The organism is Dyella nitratireducens (assembly GCF_014642835.1).
GTDB classification, from domain to species: Bacteria; Pseudomonadota; Gammaproteobacteria; order Xanthomonadales; family Rhodanobacteraceae; genus Dyella_B; species Dyella_B nitratireducens.
This window is the reverse complement of the sequence record NZ_BMJA01000001.1, coordinates 811,442-827,065: the sequence shown is the minus strand read 5'-3', so window position 1 is coordinate 827,065 and position 15,624 is coordinate 811,442. Positions and strand designations below refer to the sequence as shown.

The 15,624-nt window shown below is 61.6% G+C and carries 18 protein-coding genes and 1 tRNA gene; 10 read left to right on the top strand and 9 right to left on the bottom strand.

Annotation, left to right across the window (positions count from 1 at the left end; translation table 11 throughout):
- Nucleotides 1–89 precede the first annotated feature (89 nt).
- The 5 genes from IEX75_RS03855 to ftsY form a co-directional block, all read right to left on the bottom strand.
- Nucleotides 90–165 (bottom strand) — tRNA-Phe (locus IEX75_RS03855).
- Between the two features lie 58 nt (nt 166–223).
- On the bottom strand, nt 224–502 hold the full coding sequence (locus IEX75_RS03850; RefSeq protein ID WP_188792918.1) for an oxidative damage protection protein: 279 nt from the start codon (nt 500–502) through the stop codon (nt 224–226).
- A 21-nt stretch (nt 503–523) separates the two neighbouring features.
- Complete coding sequence (mutY, locus tag IEX75_RS03845; protein ID WP_188792917.1) at nt 524–1,573, bottom strand: A/G-specific adenine glycosylase; 1,050 nt, start codon at nt 1,571–1,573, stop codon at nt 524–526.
- Nucleotides 1,570–2,649, bottom strand: a complete 1,080-nt coding sequence (locus IEX75_RS03840) for an AsmA family protein (RefSeq protein ID WP_188792916.1) — start codon at nt 2,647–2,649, stop codon at nt 1,570–1,572. Before IEX75_RS03840 ends, mutY begins: the two co-directional genes overlap by 4 nt.
- Nucleotides 2,649–3,725 (bottom strand): signal recognition particle-docking protein FtsY, encoded by a 1,077-nt coding sequence (ftsY, locus tag IEX75_RS03835; RefSeq protein ID WP_188792915.1) that lies wholly within the window; start codon nt 3,723–3,725, stop codon nt 2,649–2,651. Before ftsY ends, IEX75_RS03840 begins: the two co-directional genes overlap by 1 nt.
- A gap of 73 nt (nt 3,726–3,798) precedes the next feature.
- Here ftsY and rsmD point away from each other — a divergent pair, with 73 nt between their 5' ends.
- The 8 genes from rsmD to IEX75_RS03795 all read left to right on the top strand — a co-directional run bounded on the left by rsmD (nt 3,799) and on the right by IEX75_RS03795 (nt 10,898).
- Entirely contained in the window at nt 3,799–4,374 is a 576-nt protein-coding gene (gene rsmD, locus IEX75_RS03830; RefSeq protein WP_188792914.1) for a 16S rRNA (guanine(966)-N(2))-methyltransferase RsmD, read from the top strand.
- A 29-nt stretch (nt 4,375–4,403) separates the two neighbouring features.
- Nucleotides 4,404–4,937 (top strand): pantetheine-phosphate adenylyltransferase, encoded by a 534-nt coding sequence (gene coaD / locus IEX75_RS03825; protein WP_188792913.1) that lies wholly within the window; start codon nt 4,404–4,406, stop codon nt 4,935–4,937.
- Nucleotides 4,930–5,436, top strand: coding sequence for a hypothetical protein (locus tag IEX75_RS03820; protein ID WP_188792912.1), 507 nt, complete (start codon nt 4,930–4,932; stop codon nt 5,434–5,436). Before coaD ends, IEX75_RS03820 begins: the two co-directional genes overlap by 8 nt.
- A 156-nt stretch (nt 5,437–5,592) precedes the next feature.
- A complete protein-coding gene (locus IEX75_RS03815; RefSeq protein WP_188792911.1) occupies nt 5,593–5,847 on the top strand; it encodes a YfhL family 4Fe-4S dicluster ferredoxin in 255 nt (84 codons plus the stop codon).
- A complete protein-coding gene (gene ggt, locus IEX75_RS03810; RefSeq protein ID WP_188792910.1) occupies nt 5,844–7,559 on the top strand; it encodes a gamma-glutamyltransferase in 1,716 nt (571 codons plus the stop codon). The genes IEX75_RS03815 and ggt overlap by 4 nt, the downstream gene beginning before the upstream one ends.
- Before the next feature lie 126 nt (nt 7,560–7,685).
- Complete coding sequence (locus IEX75_RS03805; protein WP_188792909.1) at nt 7,686–8,534, top strand: MBL fold metallo-hydrolase; 849 nt, start codon at nt 7,686–7,688, stop codon at nt 8,532–8,534.
- Nucleotides 8,535–8,556: 22 nt separating this feature from the next.
- Nucleotides 8,557–9,603: a TMEM43 family protein gene (locus tag IEX75_RS03800; protein ID WP_188792908.1), complete on the top strand. Its 1,047-nt coding sequence runs from the start codon at nt 8,557–8,559 to the stop codon at nt 9,601–9,603.
- A gap of 524 nt (nt 9,604–10,127) precedes the next feature.
- Nucleotides 10,128–10,898, top strand: a complete 771-nt coding sequence (locus tag IEX75_RS03795) for a methyl-accepting chemotaxis protein (RefSeq protein ID WP_188792907.1) — start codon at nt 10,128–10,130, stop codon at nt 10,896–10,898.
- Nucleotides 10,899–10,948: 50 nt separating this feature from the next.
- Here the strand turns inward: IEX75_RS03795 and IEX75_RS03790 are convergent, their stop codons facing one another.
- From IEX75_RS03790 to IEX75_RS03780, 3 genes are read right to left on the bottom strand one after another with little or no spacing between them, the layout of a single operon-like run.
- The gene (locus IEX75_RS03790) at nt 10,949–11,515 is read right to left on the bottom strand and encodes an NUDIX hydrolase (RefSeq protein WP_188792906.1); all 567 of its coding nucleotides are present in this window, start codon (nt 11,513–11,515) and stop codon (nt 10,949–10,951) included.
- Nucleotides 11,516–11,533: 18 nt separating this feature from the next.
- Nucleotides 11,534–12,427 (bottom strand): 5'-3' exonuclease, encoded by an 894-nt coding sequence (locus IEX75_RS03785; RefSeq protein ID WP_268236461.1) that lies wholly within the window; start codon nt 12,425–12,427, stop codon nt 11,534–11,536.
- A 4-nt stretch (nt 12,428–12,431) separates the two neighbouring features.
- The gene (locus tag IEX75_RS03780; protein ID WP_188792905.1) at nt 12,432–13,001 is read right to left on the bottom strand and encodes a nitroreductase family protein; all 570 of its coding nucleotides are present in this window, start codon (nt 12,999–13,001) and stop codon (nt 12,432–12,434) included.
- A 127-nt stretch (nt 13,002–13,128) separates the two neighbouring features.
- Between IEX75_RS03780 and IEX75_RS03775 the strand changes: the two genes are divergently transcribed.
- Nucleotides 13,129–14,028 carry an alpha/beta fold hydrolase gene (locus IEX75_RS03775; RefSeq protein ID WP_188792904.1) on the top strand — a complete coding sequence of 300 codons (900 nt, stop codon included), beginning with the start codon at nt 13,129–13,131 and terminating at the stop codon, nt 14,026–14,028.
- Here IEX75_RS03775 and cdd read toward each other — a convergent pair.
- On the bottom strand, nt 14,011–14,424 hold the full coding sequence (gene cdd / locus IEX75_RS03770) for a cytidine deaminase (protein ID WP_188792903.1): 414 nt from the start codon (nt 14,422–14,424) through the stop codon (nt 14,011–14,013). The genes IEX75_RS03775 and cdd overlap by 18 nt on opposite strands.
- An 88-nt stretch (nt 14,425–14,512) precedes the next feature.
- Here cdd and IEX75_RS03765 point away from each other — a divergent pair, with 88 nt between their 5' ends.
- Nucleotides 14,513–15,613, top strand: coding sequence for an NAD(P) transhydrogenase subunit alpha (locus tag IEX75_RS03765; protein ID WP_188792902.1), 1,101 nt, complete (start codon nt 14,513–14,515; stop codon nt 15,611–15,613).
- Nucleotides 15,614–15,624 lie beyond the last annotated feature (11 nt).

Sequence of the window (15,624 nt, the reverse complement as noted above, 5' to 3'; positions counted from 1 at the left end):
GTTACATGCGTGACGCATGGAACAAAAAGCCCACCTCATGGGTGGGCTTTGAAAGTGACTTAAATTATTAACTTGCCACTTAAAAATGATGGTGGCCGGGGACGGAATCGAACCGCCGACACGGGGATTTTCAATCCCCTGCTCTACCAACTGAGCTACCCGGCCACAAGGGTGCCATGCGTTGCATGGGAGCCGCTCATTAAATCGGATGGCGAGGAATACGTCAAGACTCGGCCGCGGGTGGCTTATAGCCCTCCGGCTTCTTGGCTTCGCCGCCGAACAGGAATTTCTCCATCTCCCCACCCAGAAACTGGCGTGCCTTCGGATCGAGCGGGTTGAGGCGGTATTCGTTGATCAGCATGGTCTGGTGCGCCAGCCATTGCTGCCATGCAGGCTTGGAAATCTCGGCAAAAACGCGCTGCCCCAGCGGCCCCGGCCAGGGGGCGAAGTCCAGGCCTTCGGCATCGATGCCGAGTTTGGCGCAATGAACGGTACGGCTCATCGGAATATCTCTACTTGTTGGTTACAACGCGGTGGGTTCGGGCAGTGCCGTCAGCAACGAGCGCACGGGCGCGGGCAGGCCTAGTGAGGGTAGTTCTGCAAGCGTGCACCAGCGCAGGTCGGCATTATCGGCGATGGCGTGTGCAGGTGTCGCGCCATCGAACAGCAGCGGCTGGATTTGCAGGCGATAGTGACTGAAGACATGCATGAAGGGCGTCAGCGCTTGGGCGTCGTCGATGCGTGCATGACGTTGTGCTTCACGCCAGGCGCCGTCAGTGCCGTCGGCTTCCGGAAGGCTCCACAGGCCTGACCAAACGCCTTGCGCACCGCGTCGTTGCAGGAGCACGCGACCATCGGTGTCGCGCAGGATCAGCATGGTGGTGTTGCGTGTGGGAATCGCCTTGCCTGGCTTGGGCGTGGGTAGCTGCGCGGTGAGATTGTCGCGGTGGGCAACGCAATCGCTGCGCATGGGACACATCGCACACAACGGACGCGTGCGTACGCAGACGGTCGCACCCAAGTCCATGATCGCCTGCGTGTAGTCAGCTGTACGTTCGCCTGGTGTATGCGCAGCGGCGTGTAGCCAGAGCTGCTTCTCGACGTCACGCTCGCTCGGGTGGCCTGCGATGCCGTGGTAGCGCGTAAGCACGCGTTTGACGTTGCCATCGAGAATAGGGAAACGCAATCCATAGGCCTGTGCAAGGACGGCGCCTGCGGTGGAGCGGCCGATGCCCGGCAGCGCCGCCAGTGCATCGAAATCGCGCGGCAATTCGCCGCCGTGTTTTTCCACGCACACTTGCGCTGCGCGATGCAGAAAGCGGGCGCGACGGTAGTAGCCAAGCCCTGACCACAATGCGAGCACCGTGTCTTCATCCGCCGCAGCAAGATCGGGCAATGTGGGCAGTTGCGATACGAAGCGCTGGAAGTAGGGAATGACCGTTACCACCTGCGTCTGCTGCAACATGATTTCCGACAGCCACACGCGGTAGGCATCGCGCGGATGCTGCCAGGGCAGGTCGTGACGGCCGTGGTGATCGAACCAGGCGAGCAGGGTGGAGGCGAAAGGAGTCACTGCGGTCGTGGGGCTACAGGAGTGGCAGGGGGCGCAGAGCTTTCCGCGGCGGCGGGTATGGCATCGCCGGTTTGCACGCTCAGTCCTTCGATATGGACCTTGCCCACATCCAGCGTAGCCATGTCGACCTGGCCATTACCCGGAGGCGTAGACAGCCTCGGCCCTTGCGGATTGGCGAGCTGATTCCACCACTGCGCTAACGCAAGCGGTGGCAGTTCGAGATCGATATGGTTGTCGGTGCCGAGCAGCTTCAGGTGCAGCAGCAAAGGCTTGCCTTGCGCAGCGGGCGTAAGCATGACCGCCGAATCGTAGTCGCCTTCACCGGCGAGATGGAGCTTGCCTTGCAGTTGCAGCGATGCGTTCGCTAGGCCGGCCCAGCGCGCGTGACCGGTGAGGTGCAAGTTGGTGGCGCTGCTGTCGGCCACGTGGATGTCGATGGCATCAAGCTTCAGCGCACCATCGGCAATGCTGGGTACGCTGGAGAGCTGCCATTGCAGCGGTGTGCCGTCAGTTTCCTTGGCGGACAGATTCACCCAGAAGGCTTGCCCGGGTGCGAGTCGTCCGGTGTCGAGCGATACGTCGCTCAGCCACTCGCTGTTGTTCTGCACCACGCTGCCGTTGCGAATGCGCACGCCGGTGGCGATACGCGGAATTTCGTCCGGCACCGTGGCGGATTGGGGCAGGTTCATCAGCCACGCTTGCAGCGCGTCCAAATCCACGCGCGGCGAATTGATCTGCATGTGCGAGATCACCACCTGGCGGTCGAACAGCGTGCGCCATGGCAGTACGAGCCGGCCGTTGGCGGCCAGCAGGATCGGCATGGCATTGGGGCCGGCGTCGCTCGCTGTGAGGGTGATGCCTTCCAGTTGCAGGGCCGGGCGTGGAAACAGCGTGGGGCTGGCCGGGCTGGAGAGTGTGAGCTGCAAGCCGGCCTCGCGCGCATGCTGTTTCAGCATGGCGGTAAAGCGATCAGGTTGCAGCAGCAGGTATAGCCCCACCAGCACCACCAGCACGATGGCGCCGATGAAACTGGCGAGCGTTATCAGTAGCAGTCGCAGTGGACGTGGGATCGTCATCAGGCTCGCGCGAAATCGGCGGGGAGCAGTCCGTCGACATAGGCATCCGCATCGAACACGCGCAGGTCCGTGGCGGTTTCACCCAGGCCGACAAAGCGGATCGGCAAGCCGAATTCGCGCGCCAGCGCGAATACCACGCCGCCCTTGGCGGTGCCGTCGAGCTTAGTGACTACCAGACCGGTGACGCCCACGATCTGGCGGAACTGGCGCACCTGGTTCACGGCGTTCTGGCCGGTGGTGCCGTCGATCACCATCAGTACTTCGTGCGGCGCTTCCGTGTCGATTTTCTTGAGCACGCGCGCGATCTTGCCCAGTTCGTCCATCAGGCCGCCTTGCGTGTGCAGGCGGCCGGCTGTGTCGGCGACCAGTACGTCAGCGTTGCGCGAACGCGCGGCCTGCAGCGCATCGAAGATCACGCTGGCGGCGTCGGCATCCTGGCCCTGCGAAATGACGGGCACCTGATTGCGCTCGCCCCAGGTCTTGAGCTGTTCCACCGCGGCGGCGCGGAAGGTGTCGCCGGCAGCCAGCAGCACTTGGTGGTTTTCGTCACGCCAACGGCGTGCCAGCTTGCCGATCGTGGTGGTCTTGCCCACGCCATTGATGCCGACGGTAAGCACCACGAACGGTTTGCGGCCGTTGATATCGAGCGGCTTTTGCACCGGCTTGAGCAACGTGACCAGTTCCTGCCGCAGCGCTTGCAGCAGGGCGCCGGCGTCGGCGAACTCGCGCTTGTGCATGCGCTTGCGGAGGTTTTCCACCAGCGAGGTGCTGGTTTCGATACCGACATCGGCGGTGATCAGTGTGGTTTCCAGCTCGTCCAGCAGGTTGTCGTCGAGCTTGGGGTTGCGCGAGAACAAGGAAGAAAGCCCGCGTGCAAAGCCGCTGCCTGACAGGCGCTCGCGCCAGCTGCGCTTGGCTGGCGTTGCCTCGGCCGCGGGTTCAACGGGGATGGCAATCTCCGCCACAGGTGCCACCGGCTCGGATGCCCGCACTTCTTCGGCGGGTGCCTGCGTGGTCACTTCTTCGTTTTCCCCGGCCCCCTGGTCGGCGGGCTTCTTTTTCCAGAACTTGAGCATGAGGGGGTTAGTTCAAAGACAATGGGCGAATGCTAACACCCCGACCCGTACTGCCTGCTGAGGGCGCCGGCGCATGAAGGCCATGCCAGGACGAATCCGCATCATCGGCGGCAATCTGCGTAATTCGCGCTTGAACGTGCCTGATCTTCCTGGTCTGCGGCCGACATCGGAGCGTGTGCGTGAAACCCTGTTCAATTGGCTGGCGCCAACCATCGCCGGTGTGCGGGCGCTGGACCTGTGCGCAGGCACTGGCGCGCTGGGTATCGAGGCCCTTTCGCGTGGTGCTGCGGCCGTACAGTTCGTGGAGCCGGAGCGAGCCGCGGCGGAAGCCTTGCGTGGCAACCTTGCCCGGCTAAAGGCGGAGGGCGCGGATGTAGTCGCGGTGGATGCAATGCATTTTCTGCACGGTGCACCGCGGCCGTTCGGGCTGGCGTTTCTCGATCCGCCATTTGCCTTGCAGCTTTGGACGCCGCTGGCACAGCAACTGGAGCAGGGTGGCTGGCTGGCTGATGCCGCACAGATTTATGTCGAATCTCCGCGGGGGCAATCCCTCGCACTGCCGCCGAACTGGGTGTCGCATCGCGAGGGTCATGCCGGTGACGTGCGCTATGCGCTCTATCGCCGCTCGCAAAGCGTTCCGTTAAGCTAGTGCTTTCCCTGCCCGTCTTGCCTTCCTAAGTGAACCAGCCGCCGGTCAACAAGCGTCTCGCCGTCTATCCGGGCACCTTCGACCCGATCACCAACGGCCATGCAGATCTCGTCGCGCGCGCCGCGCCTTTGTTCGAACGCATCATCGTGGCCGTGGCCGAAAGCCCGAACAAAGGTCCGGGCTTTTCGCTGCAGGAGCGCATCACGCTGGCGCGTCTGGCGTTGGCGGATCTGCCCAACGTGGAAGTGCGTGGCTTCGATTGCCTGCTGGCCCAGATGGTCAGTGAACTTGGTGCTGGGGTGATCATTCGCGGTTTGCGTGCTGTGTCGGATTTCGAATACGAATTCCAGTTGGCGAGCATGAACCGTCATCTCATTCCGCAGGCTGAGACGCTATTCTTGACGCCAGCCGAGCAGTACAGCTTTATTTCTTCCTCGCTGGTACGCGAAATTGGTCGCCTTGGCGGCGACATTTCCGGTTTCGTGCATCCCGCGGTCCAACAGGCCATGCGGCAGCGCTGGCAAAAAAAGCAACCCGAAACCGAAGGGGATAACTATGCGTAAACTCACTCTCATCGCCACCGCCCTTGCGTTGACCGGCTGCCTGGCACTGTCTGCCTGCAACAACCAGCAGGATCAGGCCCAGCAGCAGGCACAGCAGCCGCAAAAGCTGACCAAGCCTAGCGATCCGAACGACTCCAAGGCCTGGGGTGCTTATCTCGGCCAGATCGTGCAGAGCAACATGCAGGGTATGACTGCGCCGCAGCCGTATGCCTATCTGGTGCCGGCCGGCGACACCGACGACGCCAAGGACGCACGCGACCGCCAGCTCAGCAACATCCAGGACATCGTGGCCCGCGGCGTGCTGCCGGGTAACCTGCTGGCAGTCGGCGGCCCGGATTCGGGCAAAACGGCTGACGTCGTGACCACCGCCTTCAAGGATGCCAAGGCGGGTTCGTTCAAGGGCGTGATCGTGGTCGTGATCGGCGACAAAGCCGACGAACAGCGCGTGGAAGATGTGCTGAAGCCGACGAATGCGACGGTTCGCTACATCGAGATGTAAAACTGGGGAAGGTGCGGGGCAATGTTGCCCCAGGTTGCACCGTTCCGCGCCGTCATTCCGGCCTGTGTGCCGGAATGACGAGCACGCTCCTTTGAGATGGATGGCTCCGTTGCTGCTTCGCACAACCTCCAGCCAGCCCATGTAAACTAACCCGGCATGTCCCTCAAGATCCTCGATACCTGCGTCAACTGCGACGTCTGCGAACCCGTCTGCCCGAACAAGGCGATTTCGCTCGGCGAGGACTACTACGTCATCGACCCCGCGTTGTGCACCGAGTGCATCGGCCATCACGATGAGCCGCAATGCGTGGTCGTGTGTCCGGTGGAATGCATCATCATCGATCCCGCGCATACCGAAACGCGCGAGCAGCTCGAAGACAAATACAAACATCTGATGGAGGCCAAGGGATGAAGCTTGCGTTGCGTTGGCATGTGCTGCTGCTAGGTTTTTTACTGGGAACAAGCGGCGCATGTGCCGCCGACCAGCCCACCCCATCCACTCAAGCGGCACAGCTGGCGGAACGTCCCGGCCATGCCGGCATCGCGAGTGCCAACAAGCTCGCCACCGAAGCGGGGTTTGAAGTACTGGCCAAGGGCGGCAATGCCTTCGACGCGGCTATCGCGGTGGCGTCCACGCTGTCGGTGGTGGAGCCGGAAAGCTCCGGTATCGGCGGCGGCTTCATGGCCACCATGTACATCGCCGGCAACAAGCGCACCGTGTTCATCGATGCGCGCGAAACGGCACCGGCGGCCGTCAATCCCAAGGACTATCTCAATCCGGACGGCACGCCCAATCGCGATACCGCGCTGAAGGGGCCGCTGTCGGCCGGCATTCCCGGCGAGCCGGCCGGACTGGTGTGGCTGGCCAAAAACTACGGCAAGCTGCCGCTTTCCGCGTCGCTGGCACCGGCTATCCGTACCGCCCGGGATGGCTTCAAGCCGGATGACCGTTTGCTCGGTGCGATCAAGGAAGAACAGAAGAACCTCGAACGCTGGCCCGCTTCTGCGGAGAAATTCCTGCCCAATGGCAACGCACCCGCCGCGGGCGAAACCTGGCGCGATCCAGGTCAGGCTCACACGCTGGAGCTGCTGGCGAACTATGGTGATGCCGGTTTCTACAGCGGTGAAACGGCCCAGAAGCTGGTCGATGCCGTACACGCAGCCGGTGGAAACTGGACGCTGAAGGACTTGGCCTCCTATCGCGTGAAGGAACGCACGCCGATCACCATCGACTATCACGGCTACAAGATCATCACCGCACCGCCGCCGTCGTCTGGCGGTGTGGCGATTGCCGAAATCCTCAACATTCTTTCTGGCTTCGACCTCAGCAAGCTGGATCAAGCGCATCGCGTTCATCTGACGATCGAAGCGATGCGCCGTGCGTTCCGCGACCACAACGATTATCTGGGCGACCCGGATTTCGTGAAGATGCCGCTGAACATGCTGTTGTCGCCGTACTACGCCGATGGCTTGCGTCAGAGCATCCTGCCGGACAAAGCGACGCCTTCCTCGATGCTGGCGCCTTCAGGCGGCCAGGACCCGGGCATGCACACCACACATTTTTCGATCATTGATGCCGACGGCAACATGGTCGCGATCACTTCTACGGTGAACTATCTGCTTGGCTCCACCTTCGTCGCGAAGGGCACCGGCGTGTTGCTCAACGACGAGATGGACGATTTTGCGTTGGTGCCGAACAAGCCGAACGTGTATGGCCTGCTGGGCAGCACGGCGAACGCGCCTGAGCCCGGCAAGCGCATGCTGTCGTCGATGTCGCCGAGCATCGTGATCGGCCCGGATCGCACGGCAGTGATTGGTTCACCCGGCGGTTCCACCATCATCACGCAGGTGTTGGAAGGCATCCTTGCGTTCATCGATGGCGGCGATGCGCATCAAGTCGTGGCGAAGAAGCGCTTCCACCATCAATTTATGCCGGATGTCGTCATGGTCGAGCCGGGCGCTTTTGATGCAGAGACCACCAATGCGTTGACGCAGATGGGTTACAGCTTCAAGGAGCGCGGGCCGTGGGGCTTCATGAATGTTGTGATCTGGGACCGGCGCACCAACAAGCTGGATGCTGCGAGCGATCCACGCAGGGATGATGGGCTGGGCAAGGTGCAGTAAAGCGCTTGTCCTTCCTTTGAAACCTGGATAGGCGAAAAACTTACACACCCGTCACCCCGGCGAATGCCGGGGTTCGGTTTTAATAAGCGGTGCGAAGCACTCGAAAGCGGCTTTCCGGAATTCGTCATGCAACTGTGGTCTCTCAACGGCAACACGCAAAAACTCGACGGCGGCGCCATGTTCGGCAACGCGCCGAAGGCCATGTGGTCGCGGTGGATCGAGCCGGACGAATCCAACCGTATTCCACTCGCCTGTCGCTGTCTGCTGGTCAAGGATCTGGAAGGCCGCAACGTGCTGTTCGAAACGGGCATCGGCGCGTTCTTCGAACCGGCGCTGCGCGAACGCTATGGCGTGGTGGAAAGCCGGCACGTGCTGCTCGAATCGCTGGCGGCAGTCGGCCTGTCGCATGAAGACATCGACGTGGTGGTGCTTTCGCACCTGCATTTCGACCACGCCGGCGGTTTGCTCGCGGCGTGGGAGGAAGGCAAACCGCCGCAGCTGTTGTTCCCGCACGCGCGCTTCCTGGTCGGCGCGCAGCACTGGCAACGCGCGTTGAAGCCGCATCCACGCGACCGCGCTTCTTTCGTTCCTGAGTTGCAGCATCTGCTGCAGGACAGCGGGCGGCTGGAGCTGGTGGCGGGCGAATATTCGCAGACGCTTGGGCGCGCGGTGCGCTTCTCTTTCTCGGATGGGCATACGCCAGGCCTGATGCTGGCGGAAGTGGCCGGCGTGGTTTTTTGCGCTGACCTCATTCCAGGGCGTTCCTGGGTGCATCTGCCCATCACCATGGGCTATGACCGTTATCCGGAAGCGCTCATCGATGAAAAGCGAGCGTTCCTTGAAGACAAGTTCGCGCGCAACGTGCGGCTGTTTTTTACGCACGACCACGCTTGCGCGATGGCCCGCGTGACACGCGACGAGCGCGGGCGCTATGGTACGACCGACGAGCAGCCCGAACTGCGCGGCGTCGTTTGAATCCATAGCCACTGGAGCCTCGATGAGCGGCGAGCGAAAGCCACTCTCCATCCGAGAATTGCTATTGCCTGCCTTGGGAGCAGTGTTGCTGCTACTCGGAGCAGGCGTGGGAGCGGTAGTCGAACGAGGGCAGCTTGATTACAGCGCGCAGATGAAACGCCATGGTGGTGACGTGCTTGATCTGGGCAGCCGTGGTCTCCCCGACGCCGGTATGCAGGGTTTCATGGTGCGCGTGGTCGGCCCCTTGCAAGTGGTGGAGGCGCCGCTCGACCAGCAATTCAATCAGCAGACGGACCAGCCGGTGTTGATTCGCCACGTGCAGATGTTTCAGTGGCGCGAGCTTCGTTATGGCGGTGACCCGACATATGAGCAGGATTGGCAGGATCACCCCATCGATTCCAGCCACTTTGTTCACCCGGAAGGCCATACCAATCCAGGCAAATTTCCACTCGATGGCGCGCAATTCGATGCGGGCCTGGTGCGTGTGAACAATTTCGTGCTCGCCCCGGCATTGGTACATGCCTTGACCGGTAGCGAGTCGGTTGCGCCGGATTTGCGCAGACTGCCAAGCAATCTTGCCGCGAGTTTCAGTCTCTATAACGGTGGCCTGGTCACCAGCCCCGAGCCGTCGCGTCCGCAAGTCGGCGATTTGCGTGTGACGTGGGAAGCGGTGCCGGTGCAAACCGTCACTATCGTGGCGAAGGTGGAAGGCAACAAGCTGGTTCCTGCCGACGATGCAACGGATGGTGCCGGCTATGCGGTGCAATCTGGCGACGTGCCACTGTCCGATATTTTTTCCGATACACCGCTGCCGCCCGAGCACCCCTGGCTTCGTCGCGTGCTAGCAGTGCTGCTGGCCGGGCTGGGCGCGAGCTTGCTGTTGCGCTGGTACTACCGGCGCGTCGATCCGATTCTCGCGCCGGCCATCGCAGTGCTGGTGGTCGGTGCCGTCGATACGGTGCTGTGGTTGGGCAATGACAACTCGACAGCGGCTGCCTGGTTTGGCTTGGCGGTGGTTGGCGCGGCCCTGGCGTTTTGGAGAGCGCGTGCGTTGAAGGCTGCCACGTAAGTTGGGGTGCAAACCCCAACATCCTGCGCATCACACGGGGCGATGTTGGGGTTACATCCCAACCTACCGATCAATGCGTTGCGACAAAATTTAAGATTTTTCGCAGGCGCCTTTGCGGTTTTTTACGGCTTGCCAGGCTGGCGCAACGCTTTTCTCGTTTTAATACATGTAGTTGCGTTATCCGTTTGCGATCTGAATGGCCATGCCCGGCTAAAGGCCGCCTTACCCCCTTGCACCCGAGTTGGCGTTGGACTACAACGCCTATGAACATACATTTCGCTGATGAACACAGCGGCGATGTCGCAGGGAGCGGAAACGGCGTCGCGGGGAGATGAAAGGGGCACTCACAGACGGGTGCACGGATTCCAGGCCCACCGAGGGCGGCTTGGACCCATGAACCGGACACATAGAGCTGGGTGATAGAGCCAAGGGTTCCTGACTTCCCCTGTTTCTCAGTCGGTGCTCGCACGAGCCGGATCATCGACATGCCTGATCATCGATAGGCATGCCGGGGGGTACCTCACATGCGCAATGCAAAATGTTTCAAATTGACAAGGAAGTGGCGCGTTTCACTCAAGCGCACTCGCGTGGCCGAAGACGGCGGCGCTCCAAGTCATCGATGCAGGAATGCCGCCTTTCAAACCCATGCTGCTTGCTCGCATGATGAGCCGGGCGCGGCAAAGAAGTACACCTGCATCAGGGGCGATAAATCATCCGGATCATTCTCGCTGGGCAGGGGCAGAAGCATTGCTTTTGAGCTGGTCGACAATGCACGCGTGTTCAGTGAGTTGTCGCATGACGTGGTCAGGCTGATCGATGAGGTGGAACACACCACATCAAAACTTTTCCCGTCGCGTGCAGCGAATTTTCAGGAAGCACATCACTTTTCCCTGCTCGCCAACCAGGTTCTGAAAAACGCCCAGCGCGGCTCGGCCACGTGCAAACAGATCGACAACGTCATCGCCGACAGTGTGGAGCGCATTCGCCAGGGCCTTATGGTGATGGAGCAGGCCGGTGTGCAAATGCTTCAGATCATCGACTCCGTCATCCAGGCATCCGAGGTTACCGCCTTCATGGGCAAGCCGCATCCAGCAGCTTCCCAGCATCTCGCCTCGCCTGAACCGTATGAGGAAGATGACGACAGCGATCTGCTGCTGCAGGAGAGCGCATTAGCCGTGCAGGATCTCAAGTGCTGGGCGCTGGTGCTGAAAAGAAATCTGCAAACGCTGCGCTTGTCCGAGCTGGATGAGCATGACGTTGCAATACGACAGGTCAGCGACGGCACCATGGGTTAGTTGAAAGCTTGCGGGGTCATCCTCCCCTGCCGGCAGGGGAGGAAGGAGGTTCAGCCGAACAACGCCGCGTGCTCGATCAACCACAAGCCTGCAAACAGCTTCGGATCGATCGAATAACCTTCTTTCGCACGTGCCAGCAGCCATGCGCCCGCCTCTTGCCGCGGTACTTCGTGCACCGTGATGTTCTCGGTCACGTCGCCACCGCCGTCGCTCACCTTGACCAGATCATGTGCGCGCACGAACGCGATCATCTCGTTGCTCATGCCGGATGATGTGGGGCCTTCATGCACGAAAGTAACGCGGCTGCAGCGATAGCCGGTTTCCTCTTCCAGCTCTCGTTGCGCGGCGATCAGAGAGCCTTCGTGTTCCTGATCGGCCAGATCGCCGACCAAGCCGGCTGGCATCTCGATGGTGAACTGTTGGATGGCAACGCGGTACTGCTCGACGAACAGGATGTTGTCGTCGGGCGTCACAGCGAGAATGATCACCGCGCCGCCAGGATTATTGCGCTCGGCGTATTCCCAGCGACCGCGGCGGCGCAGTCGCAGCCAGCGTCCTTGGTAAAGCATCTCGGAGGGTGCGCTGGCGTCTTCGGGTTTGCGGTTGATGTCGTTCATTTCAAGATCTCGAAAAACTCAGGCGCCATTGAGTGTGCGCAAACGGGTGCGCGTCAGCGGTCCGAAGCGCAGTTGCTCGCACAAGGATTCGAGCGCCGTGTTGCTGCGTTGGCGAATCAGTGTTTCCGCGCCGCCGTCGAAGGGGGCATCCAGGGCGATGCGGGTGAGCCGGCGATACAGTCTCGCTGCTTCGGCGTGTTCGCGCAGTTTTGCCGCGCAGCTGGCCGCACCGCGCAGGCGCAGGAAAGGCACTTCATCCACACGATCAAGCAATTCGTCCAGACTGCCAAAATGCGCGAGCAATGCCGCAGCCGTTTTTGCGCCGATGCCAGGCACACCGGGAATGTTGTCGACCGCATCGCCGCATAGGGCCAGGAAATCCGCCACTTGCACCGGATGCACGCCCAGGCGATCGAATACGCCGGCAGGACCCCAGCGCAGGTTGCGCGCGAAATCCCATTGCTCGTCATGCTCACCTAGCAGTTGGCCGAAATCCTTGTCCGCCGAGACGATCACGCTGCGGAAGCCGTGTGCACGCAGGCCCCATAGCGCGCTGCCGATCAGGTCATCCGCTTCGAAGCTGTGATCGATCATCACGCGGATGCCGAGCGCTTCGGTGACGGCGCGGCACAATACGAATTGGCGTTCCAAATCGGGCGGGGGCAATTCGCGGTTCGCCTTGTATGCCGGATAGATGGCGTTGCGGAACGAGGTGGTGAGCGAAGCATCGAACGCTACCGCCAGATGCGTCGGGCCTTCGCGTTCCAGCAGCTCGCACAGAAAACGTGTATAGCCGTGCACGGCATTGACGGGGTGGCCGTCGGCATCGTGAAACTCGTCAGGCATCGAATGCCAGGCGCGAAACACATACAGGCTGCCGTCGATCAAGTGCGCAGTAGGCAAGGTGGACACGTACTCAGCCCTTCCATTCGGTAAATAGATCGTCGAGGGCAGGGCGATCGCGATCGGGAATCTCGGCCTGTGGTGTGCCGATGTGCACGAAGCCGATCACGCATTCGTGCTTCGCCAGGCCGAGCAGTTCGGCAACTTCATCATCATAGGCGGCCCAGCCGGTCAGCCACTGCGCGCCGAAGCCGAGCGCATACGCGCCTTGCAAAATGTTGTAGGCCACGTTGCCGGCGCACAGCTTCTGTTCGATTTCCGGAATGCCATTCTCCTGGTCGAGGCGCGCAATCACCACCATGACCAGCGGAGCAAAGGTATAGCGCAGGCGCTCTTTTTCGCGCTTGGAGTCGGGCAGATTCGGATCGCGCCGGATGGCGCGCTCGGTCAACAAGGCGCCGAACTTCAGCTTGGCTTCGTCGCGCATGGCAATCAGCCGGAAGGGCACGAGCTTGCCATGATCAGGTACGCGAATGGCCGCTTCCAGCAAGGTGCGCAAGGTAGCTGCATCAGGCGCGGGTTCGCCAAGCTGGCGTGAAGGTGCGGAATGGCGTTGCTGCAGCAGGGAGAGTGCGTCGAGCATAGGGAGTCGGGCTTGGGAAATAACTTATCGTACAACCGTTTGCAGCTTGTCACGATGCCTTTCAGTCACGCAGACGCCGTTTTTCGCCGGGCGTACGATGCGCGCCATCGTCCAAGGAGTGCACCGTATGAAGCTGATGCAAGGCTTGGTCGCGAGCCTGGTGGTTGCGCTGATACCCGTTTCTTACGCCAGCGAGATGGCGATCCGTGACGCTTATGTCACCACTGACGACGGCGCGCGTATCCACTATTTGCAGGCTGGTGGAGACGGTTCGGCACCGGCCCTGGTGTTGATTCCCGGCTGGACGCTGACGGCATCGCTTTGGCACGAACAGTTGCAGCGATTCTCCGATCACCGGCATGTGATTGCGGTGGATTCACGCTCTCAAGGCGAGTCGTCGATCATGCTGACCGGCAACACGCCAGAGCGCCGTGCACAGGATCTGCACGAATTGCTCGCATCGCTGCATATCGACCGATGTGTGCTGGTGGGATGGTCGCAAGGTGCGCAGGATGTCGCCGCATATGTGCAGCAGTTCGGTACCGCTTCACTTGCCGGCGTTGTATTCGTGGATTCACCGGTTTCCGCGGGTACCAGCGAACTGGATCTGCGCAAGCCGTTCAGCAAGGCCATTCTTACGGGCCTCTCGCGGTATGCAGCGCAGCCGGCCGACTACAACGCCGGCATGGTGCGCTCCATCTTCCAGCGACCACCGGCCAACATCGATGCCGTGATCGCGCAGGCGCAACGTACGCCGCCCGCCGTGGGTGCAGCCATGCTGGTGTCGGACATCTTCGGTACCGATCGTCGCCCGGCTTTGCAGAAGATCGATCGCCCGGCGCTAGTCATTGCGTCGGCGAATTCACCGCTTCTCGATGCACAGAAGCAAATGGCCGAGAGCATCCATGGTGCGGTTTTCATCGCTGTGCCGAATACGCGACATGCTGTCTTCGTGGACGATCCGCGCGCATTCGATGGCGCGCTGGAGCAGTTGCTGCGCGCTGCAGATTCAACCCGCAAGGACTAGCCGGAATCCGTCGGGCAGCAGAGCTTCCACGGTCGTCTGCCGCGTCGAGCCGGCCGTATTGGCCAGCAGCACCGGCATGTCCGCCGGGCAGAGCTCGGCCAGTACTTGGCGGCAGGAGCCGCACGGGGTGACAGGTTCCGGTGTATCGGCAATAACGGCGATGGCGCTGAAATCGCCAGGCTTGCAGCCGGCGGCCATGGCACTGAAGAGGGCCGTGCGCTCGGCGCAATTGCACAAGCCGTAGGCTGCGTTTTCCACGTTGCAACCAGGAAATACGAGGCCATCCTTGGTTTGCAAGGCAGCGCCGACATGGAAGTGCGAGTAAGGCGCATAGGCCAGATCGCGCGCACTACGGGCAAGCTCCAACAGGGTGCTGCCATCGATCTGCTCGGGCATCGGTGCTCCTCGTTTTCCCGGCTCGGGGCTGGTCAGTCTACCCCGCGCTTCGGCTACGATGAGAAGACTCATCCGCAGGAGATGGCCGATGTCGATCACCGTGTCCGCATTGCGTGAAACCGCTGCCGGCGAACGCCGCGTGGCGATCACGCCGGAAGTGGCAAAGAAACTGCGCGGCAAAGGGCTGCGCGTGCTGCTCGAACGCGATGCGGGCAAGGCGGCAGGGTTTCCGGATGCGAGCTATGCGGATGCCGAGTTTGCCGATCTGGCGCAGGTGTTGGCCCAGGCCGATTTGCTGGCCTGCGTATTGCCACCCGATGACGCGGCGCTCGCCGATTTGCGCGAGAACACGGTTGTACTGGGTCAGCTGCGCCCGCACGGTGCAGTTGCACGCGTCGCGGCACTCTCACAGAAAAAGCTGACGGCTTTCGCGCTGGAACTGTTGCCACGTACCACGCGCGCGCAGGCGATGGACGTGTTGAGCTCGCAAGCTGCTGTGGCGGGGTATCGCGCCATGCTGATCGCGGCTGAAAGCGCTCCGAAATTCTTCCCCATGCTGACCACTGCCGCCGGCACCATTCGGCCTTCGCGGGTACTGGTGATTGGTGCGGGCGTGGCCGGCTTGCAAGCGATTGCTACAGCGCGTCGCCTGGGTGCGCAGATCGAAGGTTATGACGTGCGCCCCGAAACACGTGAGCAAGTGGAATCGCTGGGTGCAAAGTTTCTGGAGCTGGGTGTCAGCGCAGCGGGCAGCGGCGGCTATGCGCGCGAACTCACCGCCGAAGAGCGCGCGGCGCAGCAACAGGCGCTGGCGGAACACTTGAAGGCTTTCGATGCCGTGGTCACCACGGCGGCCGTGCCGGGGCGTGCTGCGCCGAAGATTCTCACGACGGCAATGGTCGAGGGCATGAAGCCGGGCGCTTTGATCGTTGATCTGGCTGCTGAGAGCGGCGGCAATTGCGAGCTGACTCACCCGGGCGAACGCGTTGAGCATGGCGACGTGACCATTCTAGGGCCGCTCAATCTTGCTGCTGGCGCGCCACTGCATGCCTCAGAGATGTATGCGCGAAATATCTACAACTTTGCCGAGTTGCTGATCCGCGATGGCGCGCTACAACCGGACTTCAACGACGAGCTGGTAGCAAAGAGCTGCGTAACGCGCCAGGGCGAGATTTTGTTCAGTGCGTAGGACCAGACGGT

Excerpts from the sequence above, each read along its gene's own strand:
- cdd (WP_188792903.1), bottom strand. The coding sequence starts at position 14,424 with ATGCCCGAGCAGATCGATGGCAGCACCCTGTTGGAGCTTGCCCGTAGT.
- IEX75_RS03820 (WP_188792912.1), top strand. The coding sequence starts at position 4,930 with ATGCGTAAACTCACTCTCATCGCCACCGCCCTTGCGTTGACCGGCTGC.
- IEX75_RS03780 (WP_188792905.1), bottom strand. The coding sequence starts at position 13,001 with ATGCTCGACGCACTCTCCCTGCTGCAGCAACGCCATTCCGCACCTTCA.
- IEX75_RS03765 (WP_188792902.1), top strand. The coding sequence starts at position 14,513 with ATGTCGATCACCGTGTCCGCATTGCGTGAAACCGCTGCCGGCGAACGC.
- IEX75_RS03850 (WP_188792918.1), bottom strand. The coding sequence starts at position 502 with ATGAGCCGTACCGTTCATTGCGCCAAACTCGGCATCGATGCCGAAGGC.
- IEX75_RS03840 (WP_188792916.1), bottom strand. The coding sequence starts at position 2,649 with ATGACGATCCCACGTCCACTGCGACTGCTACTGATAACGCTCGCCAGT.
- rsmD (WP_188792914.1), top strand. The coding sequence starts at position 3,799 with ATGAAGGCCATGCCAGGACGAATCCGCATCATCGGCGGCAATCTGCGT.
- ggt (WP_188792910.1), top strand. The coding sequence starts at position 5,844 with ATGAAGCTTGCGTTGCGTTGGCATGTGCTGCTGCTAGGTTTTTTACTG.
- IEX75_RS03795 (WP_188792907.1), top strand. The coding sequence starts at position 10,128 with ATGCGCAATGCAAAATGTTTCAAATTGACAAGGAAGTGGCGCGTTTCA.
- IEX75_RS03805 (WP_188792909.1), top strand. The coding sequence starts at position 7,686 with ATGCAACTGTGGTCTCTCAACGGCAACACGCAAAAACTCGACGGCGGC.
- IEX75_RS03815 (WP_188792911.1), top strand. The coding sequence starts at position 5,593 with ATGTCCCTCAAGATCCTCGATACCTGCGTCAACTGCGACGTCTGCGAA.
- IEX75_RS03800 (WP_188792908.1), top strand. The coding sequence starts at position 8,557 with ATGAGCGGCGAGCGAAAGCCACTCTCCATCCGAGAATTGCTATTGCCT.
- IEX75_RS03775 (WP_188792904.1), top strand. The coding sequence starts at position 13,129 with ATGAAGCTGATGCAAGGCTTGGTCGCGAGCCTGGTGGTTGCGCTGATA.
- IEX75_RS03790 (WP_188792906.1), bottom strand. The coding sequence starts at position 11,515 with ATGAACGACATCAACCGCAAACCCGAAGACGCCAGCGCACCCTCCGAG.
- ftsY (WP_188792915.1), bottom strand. The coding sequence starts at position 3,725 with ATGCTCAAGTTCTGGAAAAAGAAGCCCGCCGACCAGGGGGCCGGGGAA.